Here is an 8,500-nt window from a genome sequence, read left to right as displayed (position 1 = left end):
GGTTCCGGTCCGTCGGGCCCGCAGCGGACCATCCGCTCGATGCGGCAGATCCGGAACAGGCGGTCGCCCACACGCGCTTCATCGGCACGGCCGGCGGCCTTGAACTCCTCGGCCGCCCTGGCATAGGCGGCCTTCTTGGCCTCGCTGAACTGGTAAAGCAGGGGCCAGCTTCGCCACCTCGTTCCCCCTACGTGGGCCCTCGTCGATCGCCGCCGCAGAGATGGCCCGCAACCTGCTCACCCGCAGCGAGGGCACGATCGGCGAGCTGGCCCACCTGCTCACCGACGCCGCGGTCGCCGCAATCGAATCCGGCGAGGAGGCCATCAACCAGCGCACTCTGCGGCTCTCGCGCTACGCCGGGCCGACCGAACGGCGTCGCCTGTTCGAGCGTGAGCTGACATGAGTCCGGTGCAGCGCTGGCCGCTGCACCCACAGCCCGGCCCTCTGGAGTCGCTGTCATCGTGGCTGAACAGGCTCGCCGATCTGTACGAGATACCGGTGAAAGAGCTGCTCACCCGCAACCTCGGCTTGGTCGACCTGGCCGTGCCAGCCGACCTGGACTACGACCCGCCGATGACGATGCTGCACGCCGCCGGCACCGCCCTGCGCATGGTCGCCGATGGGACCATCATCGCTTTCGGCCGCCTCGCCTCCACGATGGGGCCAGAGCACCGGCACATCTACGACCGCGACCGGCCCGCACCGCACCGCGGTTCCTGGCAGGAGGTCATGGCCGAGATAGAGGCGGCCCTCACCCTGGCGCGCACGGACCGAGACTCCGCCCGGCTGCTCTTGATCCTGCTCACCCTCGGCTGCCGCACCCTCGACTGGTTCGAAGAAGAGCGCGCCTTCTTGTTCGGCGTCGGCGTCCCCGCCGAGTTCCTGCCCAGCGCCCACGATCTCGGTCGTACCGACCTTGCCTGATGCCCCTTCCACATCCTTGGCGGTGGCATCGCTGCCAGGCGCTGGACGAGGGTGACCTGCTCTTATTGGTGTGACGGCCTGCTCGATGCCCTGAACCACTTCTCCGCCGAGCACGGCATCCCTGCTCTGGTCGACACCGGCTATGCGAGCGCGCGACCCGGTCCGCGTACCGCGCAGGTAGGCCAGGGGTGGCCAACTCGCCGACGAACCTGTGCCCAGGTCAGGGTGCCAGCGCGAGCTGGTCTGGACGCATGCTCACCTTTTCGTCACGCTGCTCATCATGGCGTCCATCCGACGTCACAGTGAGAGGTGCAACCGCAACCCAAGGAGTAACGTCCCTCCTCGGCATCCGACAGGGGGACCGTGTCCGAGAAGTTGATCCGCGTTGGCGGCCATGACGTCCCGCTCACCACTGCCGAAGCATGGGTGAGCAGTTACTTTGACGCCGAGGCCAACCAGACCGCGAAGAAGCCGTACGCATACCCGTTCTACGACTGCATGGACACCGGAACGGGGCCGAACGAACTCAGCGACGGCGACCTGCTCGCACCCGTCCTGTTGAACGCGGCCCCGACGATCCGGGGCTTTCGGACATTGAAAGGCATGCGGCCGACGTTGGAAGCAGGACTCGCCGCGATCCCGCTCGACCTGACACTCGAAGCGGCAGTCGCCGACGGCTCCCATTCCGCACTCCTCGCGGGTCTTGCCACCGTTCTTGATGTGCCCGACCCTGACAAGGAGTGGACGGATGTCAAGGGCACCATCCTCATGAAGACATTGCACCGGAAGCGGCCGCTGTTCGTGCCGCTCTATGACACGAAGGTGTTCGCGTGCTACGTCGGCCCAGTTAAGGCCGGCTTCCCGATACCCGAGGTCAGCAAGCGCTCCTGGGCCCGCTTCTTCGAGCAACTGGCCGAGAGCATGGTGCGCGACCTCACTACGCAGCGCGAACTATGGGGCGTCCTTGCTCGGTCGGCACCGGACGATGTTGTCCCGCTGCGATTGCTGGATGTTGTGGCATGGAACGCTGGGAAGCAGCTCGGGTAGTACCGATCTTACCAATGGGTCGCCTGGCCCCGAGAGTGAACACCTCGCGGAAGGGGAGGTCGTGAACTCGGCATGATCATCTCGCCCGGTGGCGCGTCGAGCGTCACGCTGTGTTCCACATCCTTGGAAGTGGAACGGGACATCACACGCTCCGTCAGAAGGACCACTGCGCGTCCGTGAGCTCATGTCGCCGCACCATAGGGCGTGCCTGACCAGCTCAAGCACTGATCCACCCACCCGGTAAGAGCCGCCAGAAACGCCTAGTTCCCTTCGCGTAGGGTGGCGTAAGCCGCCGCCACCGACGCGCAGTTGACCCGCGGGTTCCCGGCGGGCACCGACTGCTCCAGATGCTGCAGGACGCTGAACTCGTCCTCGTCGTTGACGCCGTTCTTCTGCAGGTCTTCCAGCGTTGCGTTGACGACGGCTGTCAGGTGCGGGCGGTTCTCGGTGCAGCGGGGTGCCAATGCGTCGAGAACCTGTTGGTACTCGCTGGCGGGCCGACCGGTCCCATCGAGGTCGGCCAGCTTCTGCGCCGGCCCAGGCGTCGACGCATGCGTGGCCAGGGCCCGCTTCGTCTTCGCTGCCGGACTACTGTGGCTCGCTGCAGGCGTCGCGGCTGCTGCCGAGGTGTCGTGTGTGGCGGCGTCGTTGACTTCGGAGACCATGCCCGCGATGAACGGCGGAGCTGCGATCAGCACCCCGACACCGATAGCGATCTTCTTTCTCCTGCTCAGCGGCTTCTTCGGCGCCGGAACGGGCTGCTGACTCACGATCCCCCCTGTACAGGCCGGGCGCCCCTCATCGGGGGCGCGGCATCGGGACCGTACACCTCACATGCACCAGTCCATCACCCAACCCCCTCAATCTACCGGTAGGAGGGGACGGGTATGTCCGAGGTCGGCGACCTGTACGTCGTCCTCCGCACGGTCACCGAACCGTTCAAGCGCGGCATGAAGGAGGCCAGTTACGGCTCGATCTTCTGCCACTGCGCGTCCGTGAGCTCACGTCGCCGCACCATAAGGAGTGCCTGCCCAGCTCAAGCACTGATCCACCCACCCCGGCAAGAGCCGTCAGAAACGCCCTGGTCAGTCCGCCATCAGACCCCCTCTCTCCCTGCCTCCGTCCACAGGGTGTGGAAGACTCGCGCAGCGGCAGGGCTGGTTCCCAACCCCCGTGGGAACCAGCCCGGTTCGCTATGCCCGGTCGGCTATCCGTTGCCCTCCGGCGTCGCCAGACGGTAGGTGCGCGGCCGGTCGTCCAACTGCTCGGCGATGCCCTGCCGGGCGAGGGTGACCAGCGCGTTGGCGATGGCCCCCGACGACTTCTCGATCACGCGGCTGATGCGCGTGGCCGTGAACGCCTCGCCGGGGTACGCCTGGAGATGGGCGATGACCATCTGCCGCAGCGCTCCGGGCGCGAGCATGGCCATGGTGTCCAGCTCCCCATGGAACTGGACGCCATCTGGCCCTCGCTCTCGCTCGCAGTATGACCGGATGAACCTCATCCACCCAGGTAGGCCACGTGTGTGTACTCGTGGCCTGACCTGGGTGGATGAGGTTCTCGGCAAGGACAGTCCGGGAATTTTCCCCGCGGCCTACCAGTTCGGAGAGACCAAGCGCTTCTTCTGGGCAGCTGGATACCCGGTGGGCGAGCTTCTGGTAGGCCTCCTGGACGATCGTCGAGGCCGGCGTGCTGATGAAGGACGATGACGAGCGGCAGTACAAGTGGGACCGGAGGGAGTCCGGCATTGCCAGGTCCCGGCCGCACGGCTCATGCCTGCGGTGCGCTTCCCTGCCTGGTAGAGCCTGACCAACTGATTCGGTCGGCAAGCAGTGCCGGACGAGCCGGGACTTGTCTCGGGCCTGCAGGCGTGCGTGTTGGTGTTCGGCCCGGTATGTTGGCTTGCCCGCGTAGGCGAAGTCGCCCCGGCCTTTGGTCATGTGAGGCCGCATCAAGGCGCAGGCGGAAGAGGGCTTCCGTTGCCCGACGACCTCGGACTCATCCCGGGATCAGGACGCTGGTGATCTGGTTGGGCAGGAAGTCGAGTCGTCCGGTGTGCGCGCCGGTGGTGCGGTCGGCGCGGAACTGGCTCGGCGTACAGCCGACCATGTTCTTGAAGGTCCGGTCGAAGTGCGGTTGGTCGTGGTAGCCGGCCTGGGCCGCGGCCAGCGCCCAGGGCAGCCCGGTCTCCCGGTGCCGCAGGGCCTCCTGGAGTCGCAGTACCTGGGTGAGTGCCTTCGGGGTGGGGCCGATCTGCTGGCGGAACCTGCGTTCGAGCTGGCGGCGGCTCCAGCCGGTACCGGCTGCCAGGGCGTCCACCCGGATGCGTCCGCCGGTGCGGTGGACCTCGTCCCAGGCCCAGGCCACCTCCGGTGCGCAGCGTGGACCTTTCTGGAGCCGGTGCGTCAGTACGCGGTCGAGTAAGGCGAATCGCGACTCCCAGTCGGGGCGGTCGGCCAGTTGCTCGGTGAGCTGCCGGAGTTTACGTCCGACGAGGTCTTCCGGATCCACGTCGAGCTCCGCCCACTCGGTCATGGGGACGGCGAAGACGCGGTATGCCGCGAGCGGCGTCAGCATGACCGTCACGCCGTGCAGGAGCCCGCAGTGCTCACCGACGACCGCAGTAGTGCGTACCCCGCTGGCAAGGGAGGCCACCGACGCGGCGCGCGTCGGTCTCAGCGCGTCGACGATCCGCAGAGAGGCACCGAACCCCAGCATGATCTTCACGACGCCGTCCGGCACCATGAGCCGGCGTCGCTGACTGCGGGGACCGAACCGGAAGCCGCGGTAACCGAGCACCTGCCCGCGAAGGGCGGGGGCGGCGGGACGGCAGGCCAGCTCGGGTCCGAGGTGCTCGTGGCGGGAGACCTCCGAGTGGCTCATGATTCCTCCATGTTTGAGTGATGCGCACATGTCAACCATTGGGGAACATTACGCCGACATTTGCGGGGCGTTGGCGGAACCCAGAGGTCCGCAACAGGGGAGGGTGGGCGGCGCTGGAAGTGCTCGTGCCGTGTCGCATTCGTGCAATACGCGCATGGTGCGGACCCGCAAGTCTTCTCGCAGGCCCGGCCACGAGGCGCCGGGACGGCAGAGGGGAATCACGCATGGCCATCAAGCGACTTGCTGCCTTGATGACAGCGATCGGGGCGCTCTCCGTGGGCGGATGGGCGGCCGCCGGGCCGGCTGCCGCGGGCGACTACTACCACTGTCCGGCGGGGTACTTCTGCACCTACGCGGGCAACGACGGCCAGGGCTACCCGAACATGGAGCTGAAGGACACCAACCCCAACTGGAACGCCTTCGGTGGCGTCGGCAAGGACGGCTCCGCGCTGAACTGGGGCAAATCGGGCCTGGGCGTCACCGTGTACGACAAGTGGGGGAACTACGACTACTGCGTGCCGTGGCATCTGGCGGTGGCGAACGCCGGGCATGTCGGTGGCTCGAACTTCTGGAACAACAACTGCTGACGGCGTCGGCAGGTTGACCTGATTCGCGGCGGTGGGCCCGGGAGAGCATCGCCCGGGCCACCGTCGGGTTCGCGGAGGGGAGAGCATGCAGATGTCACTGACGATGCGCCCGTTCTTGCTGGCCGGCCTGGCGCTGACGGTGGGTGCGGTTACGGCGGGTTGCGCGGCGGAGGCGAGCGGCACGCCCCGCGCTGTCGCGACGTCGGCGCCAGAGGCTTCACCGGCAATCAAGGGCGCGCTCCCGCAGCGCGACGTGGACACCATCAACCTGGCCGACCAACTGCTGCTGCGGTCCTGCCTGAAGCGGCAGTACTTCAAGTACACCCTGTTCGGAACCGGCGGGACACGGCCCCCGCACATGGCAGAAGCCCCCTACAACCAGAGTGTGGACCAGGCCAGAGTCCACGGTTTCGGCGGGACCGCCTCGGCCGCAACGCTCAACGGGGCCGAACCGCCGGACGCCAACACGCGCTACGTCGCCTCGCTGTCCACGGAGCAGCAGGCCCGCTACGAGACAGCCGTGGTCGGCAACGCCAAGGACCGGATCGATCAGCGCCTGTCCAACGGATCGGTGTGGAGCATTCCGCGCCAAGGCTGCCAGGCGGACGCGTACGAACAGATCTACGGGACGCTGCCGGCCTACCTGCAGTACGTCACGTTCTCGAACGAGGTCCTGCAGTCGGCCTCGGAGGAGGCAGGCACCGATCCTCGCTACAAGGCCGCCCAGCGTGCCTGGGTCTCCTGTGTTCACACCAAGGGTTACAACGCGCAGGCGCCCACCGAGCTGATGAGACAGGCCCTGGTCCCGTACACAAAGCTGGGGGAGGACAAGGCGACTACCAGGCAACGCGAGATCGCCATGGCAGTGGCCGCCGCCGAATGCAACAGCTCGACCGGTCTCGTGGCGATTCACGACCGGGCCAAGCAGGAGAACATCGACCGGCTGGTCCGGCTCAACACGGCCGGGTACGCGGCGTTCCGGCGCACGGGGGCGGCCGCGCTCGCCCGAGCCGAGACGATCGTCGCCCGTGACGAGCTCGCTGCAGGTCCCGGTTCCGGGACGGGCGAACCCAGCGCGCGTCCAGGCCGGTGACCTACATTCTCGGCATCCGGACGCCGCTGAGTACGACCTCGATACCCGCGTCCGCGAGGACAGAGTCGAACGCGGCGGTAAATGTCGAGTCCCGGTCACGGATCGGCCTCGCCGGAGGCGATGATCTGGTCCGCGAGGACGCGCTTGGCGCCGAGCAGGCGGGCGACCTTGTCCTCGACGGTGCCCTGCGTGGTGAGCCGGTGGACCTGGACGGGGCGGTCCTGGCCGATGCGGTAGGCGCGGTCGGTGGCCTGGTCCTCGACGGCGGGGTTCCACCACCGGTCGTAGTGGATCACGTGGGTGGCGCGGGTGAGGTTGAGGCCGGTGCCGGCGGTGCCGACCTGGCCCGTGGCCGCCTGGTCTCCAAACACGACGCGCTTGTGGAGGCACTGACCGGCTAGTTCGACGATCACCACGCGTACCTGTGCCGGCTACTGCTGGACACCATCGACCGGATCACCGTCCAGGCGGATGAATTGTGGCAGCGGATCACCGCCCAACTCGCCGGGATCTGCCTTCTGGAGGCCGACGAGGACACACCACCACCAGCGCCTGGTCAACCCAGCCCTCAAGACCCAAGTCCTCGTCCGCCAGCTCCAGGCCCTCGGTCACCAGGTCACCCTCGCCCCCATAGAAACTGCGCTCTGAGCACCACAACCGTCCCAAGCCCCTCCGTCGGCTGACGCTGCCGCTTGCCCACCTGAACTGGGATTTTCCGTTTCAGAGGGGCCCGGCCAAGGGGAACCGGCCCTGCGCGGCGCGATCCGCTGCTCCTGCGCATCTGAGCGGAACTGCGGCCGGTCCACGTCGGCCTGTCCCCGGCGCAGGGGCGGCCCGTCGGCCGGCTAGCCCACAGTCCACCGGATCATCCAGGCTTCGTTCTGGATGGAGATGACCCCCTCACACTCGGAGACGAAAGCGTCGATGAAGTCCTCGGAGCGGTCGGCAGCCATGGTCCATCGCTCCAGCAGACGCTCCAACTCCTCGGCGGTGCGCGTGAACTCGAGCTGCTGGTACGCGTACCGCTGAGCGACCGCGTGCGCAGTCACGGCGATCGAGACCGAGGCCACGACGGCCACCCACGCCGCCAGCACCTCCACCGCAAAGGCGCCGGAAGCAGCAGCCAGCACGCCGCTGAGGCAGCCCAGCGCCAGTTCGGTAAGTGGCGCACCAGCTGGCGGAGTGGTTCAGGGAACGCTTCCGGGTTCGACGACCCACTGGGAGGGATGGCCGGTGAGGTCGCCGATCATGTCGAAGTCGCCGTGGTAGTGCAGGACGGTGACTCTGTGGCGTTCGGCGCAGGCGGCGATGACGAGGTCGGGGATGGACAGGGCCCGGTGGAAGCCGCGGTCCAGCGCGGCGCGGTGGAGTTCCTTGGCGCGGTCCCAGACCTCGTCGGGGCAGGGGAGGTAGTCGAAGCCGGAGAGCATCTCCTGGAGTTCGTCGGCCTCCTTGCGGTCGCGGGCGCTGTGCAGAAGCTCCATTTCGATGACGGCGGTGACCGCTAGGAGCCCGCGCTGGTCGAGCTCGTCCAGGACGAGAGCGACAGCGGGGCTGCTCCAGCGGGCGAAGGCGGACTTGTCGAGGAGGAAGCGTGTGGCGGTCATACGGTGTCGGCGGCGGACGAGCTGTCGGAGGTGTGGTTCTTGGGGCCGCTGCCCTCGATGATCTCCGAGAAGTCGAACCGTCCGGCCTTGATGGCATTGATGCCCCGGCGGCGCCGGCCGCGCTTGGCGACATCGAGGAGGGCCTCACGGATGGTAGCGGCCTTGGTGGTGGTGCCCAGCAGGTCACGCACTTCTTCGAGGACCGCGTCGTCGATCTCGACCAGGGTCTTGGACATGTCGGGCCTTCCTTCGGGTGATGGACGGAAAGCCAGGTATATCGTTTCGGTCGCGAAAATTATATACCCAGTTCGGGGTGGTGATGGCGTCGAAGTGGCGCTCCCTGCCGTTTCCGGTGGCTG

General features: G+C 67.4%; 10 protein-coding genes and 4 pseudogenes. 5 read left to right on the top strand and 9 right to left on the bottom strand.

What is annotated here, in order from left to right; all coding sequences use genetic code 11:
* Positions 1–167, bottom strand: a pseudogene (locus ABZ656_RS24905) (DUF5954 family protein); the annotation flags it as partial.
* On the opposite strand from ABZ656_RS24905, the pseudogene ABZ656_RS24900 reads away from it, so the two are divergent.
* From ABZ656_RS24900 to ABZ656_RS24890, 3 genes and pseudogenes are all read left to right on the top strand, one after another.
* A pseudogene (locus ABZ656_RS24900) lies at positions 164–403 on the top strand (transposase); the annotation flags it as partial. The pseudogenes ABZ656_RS24905 and ABZ656_RS24900 overlap by 4 nt on opposite strands.
* A complete protein-coding gene (locus ABZ656_RS24895) occupies positions 400–924 on the top strand; it encodes a TniQ family protein (protein WP_101400434.1) in 525 nt (174 codons plus the stop codon). The pseudogene ABZ656_RS24900 and the gene ABZ656_RS24895, both read left to right, overlap by 4 nt.
* Before the next feature lie 363 nt (positions 925–1,287).
* Positions 1,288–1,971: a DUF6308 family protein gene (locus tag ABZ656_RS24890; protein ID WP_101400435.1), complete on the top strand. Its 684-nt coding sequence runs from the start codon at positions 1,288–1,290 to the stop codon at positions 1,969–1,971.
* Between the two features lie 260 nt (positions 1,972–2,231).
* On the opposite strand, the gene ABZ656_RS24885 is transcribed toward ABZ656_RS24890, so the two are convergent.
* The 3 genes from ABZ656_RS24885 to ABZ656_RS24875 all read right to left on the bottom strand — a co-directional run bounded on the left by ABZ656_RS24885 (position 2,232) and on the right by ABZ656_RS24875 (position 4,854).
* Complete coding sequence (locus ABZ656_RS24885; RefSeq protein ID WP_360270547.1) at positions 2,232–2,741, bottom strand: hypothetical protein; 510 nt, start codon at positions 2,739–2,741, stop codon at positions 2,232–2,234.
* Positions 2,742–3,178: 437 nt separating this feature from the next.
* Positions 3,179–3,400, bottom strand: coding sequence for a hypothetical protein (locus ABZ656_RS24880; protein WP_101400437.1), 222 nt, complete (start codon positions 3,398–3,400; stop codon positions 3,179–3,181).
* Between the two features lie 569 nt (positions 3,401–3,969).
* Entirely contained in the window at positions 3,970–4,854 is an 885-nt protein-coding gene (locus tag ABZ656_RS24875) for a helix-turn-helix transcriptional regulator (RefSeq protein ID WP_360270545.1), read from the bottom strand.
* A 224-nt stretch (positions 4,855–5,078) separates the two neighbouring features.
* Here ABZ656_RS24875 and ABZ656_RS24870 point away from each other — a divergent pair, with 224 nt between their 5' ends.
* Together ABZ656_RS24870 and ABZ656_RS24865 are read left to right on the top strand one after the other, a co-directional pair.
* Complete coding sequence (locus tag ABZ656_RS24870; protein WP_101400439.1) at positions 5,079–5,441, top strand: hypothetical protein; 363 nt, start codon at positions 5,079–5,081, stop codon at positions 5,439–5,441.
* Between the two features lie 85 nt (positions 5,442–5,526).
* Positions 5,527–6,534, top strand: a complete 1,008-nt coding sequence (locus tag ABZ656_RS24865) for a hypothetical protein (RefSeq protein WP_101400440.1) — start codon at positions 5,527–5,529, stop codon at positions 6,532–6,534.
* 4 nt (positions 6,535–6,538) lie between these two features.
* On the opposite strand, the pseudogene ABZ656_RS24860 reads toward ABZ656_RS24865, so the two are convergent.
* The 5 genes and pseudogenes from ABZ656_RS24860 to ABZ656_RS24840 form a co-directional block, all read right to left on the bottom strand.
* A pseudogene (locus tag ABZ656_RS24860) lies at positions 6,539–6,637 on the bottom strand (IS481 family transposase); the annotation flags it as partial.
* Positions 6,630–6,866, bottom strand: a pseudogene (locus ABZ656_RS24855) (C-terminal helicase domain-containing protein); the annotation flags it as partial. The pseudogenes ABZ656_RS24860 and ABZ656_RS24855, both read right to left, overlap by 8 nt.
* A gap of 513 nt (positions 6,867–7,379) precedes the next feature.
* Positions 7,380–7,682: an SLATT domain-containing protein gene (locus tag ABZ656_RS24850; RefSeq protein WP_360270554.1), complete on the bottom strand. Its 303-nt coding sequence runs from the start codon at positions 7,680–7,682 to the stop codon at positions 7,380–7,382.
* A 39-nt stretch (positions 7,683–7,721) separates the two neighbouring features.
* A complete protein-coding gene (locus ABZ656_RS24845) occupies positions 7,722–8,141 on the bottom strand; it encodes a PIN domain nuclease (RefSeq protein WP_360270542.1) in 420 nt (139 codons plus the stop codon).
* The gene (locus ABZ656_RS24840) at positions 8,138–8,377 is read right to left on the bottom strand and encodes a type II toxin-antitoxin system VapB family antitoxin (protein WP_101400442.1); all 240 of its coding nucleotides are present in this window, start codon (positions 8,375–8,377) and stop codon (positions 8,138–8,140) included. The genes ABZ656_RS24845 and ABZ656_RS24840 overlap by 4 nt, the downstream gene beginning before the upstream one ends.
* Between the last annotated feature and the right edge of the window lie 123 nt (positions 8,378–8,500).

It is taken from the genome of Streptomyces sp. NPDC007095 (genome assembly GCF_040634475.1).
GTDB lineage: Bacteria > Actinomycetota > Actinomycetes > Streptomycetales > Streptomycetaceae > Streptomyces.
This window is presented reverse-complemented; position numbering and strand designations above follow the sequence as displayed.

Coding starts and splice junctions, on each gene's coding strand:
- ABZ656_RS24895 (WP_101400434.1), top strand. CDS start 400: ATGAGTCCGGTGCAGCGCTGGCCGCTGCACCCACAGCCCGGCCCTCTG.
- ABZ656_RS24880 (WP_101400437.1), bottom strand. CDS start 3,400: ATGGCCATGCTCGCGCCCGGAGCGCTGCGGCAGATGGTCATCGCCCAT.
- ABZ656_RS24875 (WP_360270545.1), bottom strand. CDS start 4,854: ATGAGCCACTCGGAGGTCTCCCGCCACGAGCACCTCGGACCCGAGCTG.
- ABZ656_RS24870 (WP_101400439.1), top strand. CDS start 5,079: ATGGCCATCAAGCGACTTGCTGCCTTGATGACAGCGATCGGGGCGCTC.
- ABZ656_RS24865 (WP_101400440.1), top strand. CDS start 5,527: ATGCAGATGTCACTGACGATGCGCCCGTTCTTGCTGGCCGGCCTGGCG.
- ABZ656_RS24845 (WP_360270542.1), bottom strand. CDS start 8,141: ATGACCGCCACACGCTTCCTCCTCGACAAGTCCGCCTTCGCCCGCTGG.
- ABZ656_RS24840 (WP_101400442.1), bottom strand. CDS start 8,377: ATGTCCAAGACCCTGGTCGAGATCGACGACGCGGTCCTCGAAGAAGTG.